Below are 503 nucleotides of genomic sequence, written 5' to 3'. Positions count from 1 at the left end.
TGAGGTCCAGTAGCACCCGTGTTACCTTGAACGCCTTGAGGTCCAGTAGCACCCGTGTTACCTTGGGCCCCTTGAGGTCCCGTGGCACCAGTAGCACCCGTGTTACCTTGAACGCCTTGAGGTCCAGTAGCACCCGTGTTACCTTGGGCCCCTTGAGGTCCCGTGACACCAGTAGCACCTGTATTACCTTGAACGCCTTGAGGTCCAGTAGCACCAGTAGCGCCTGTGTTACCTTGAACGCCTTGAGGTCCAGTAGCACCAGTAGCGCCTGTGTTACCTTGAACACCCTGAGGTCCAGTGGCACCAGTGGCACCAGTAGCACCTGTATTACCTTGAACACCTTGAGGTCCAGTAGCACCAGTAGCACCCGTGTTACCTTGAACGCCTTGAGGTCCAGTAGCACCAGTAGCGCCTGTGTTACCTTGAACACCTTGAGGACCAGTGGCACCAGTAGCACCCGTGTTACCTTGAGTACCTTGAGGACCAGTGGCACCAGTAGCACC

Annotated in this window: 1 protein-coding gene; it reads right to left on the bottom strand. The window is 56.5% G+C overall.

From position 1 onward, the window contains the following. Positions 1 to 503: collagen-like domain-containing protein (locus AC1DMU_RS29620; protein WP_476941699.1), on the bottom strand; the 503-nt coding region annotated here is incomplete at both ends.

The organism is Bacillus sp. 01N45, assembly GCF_056399205.1.
This window is presented reverse-complemented; position numbering and strand designations above follow the sequence as displayed.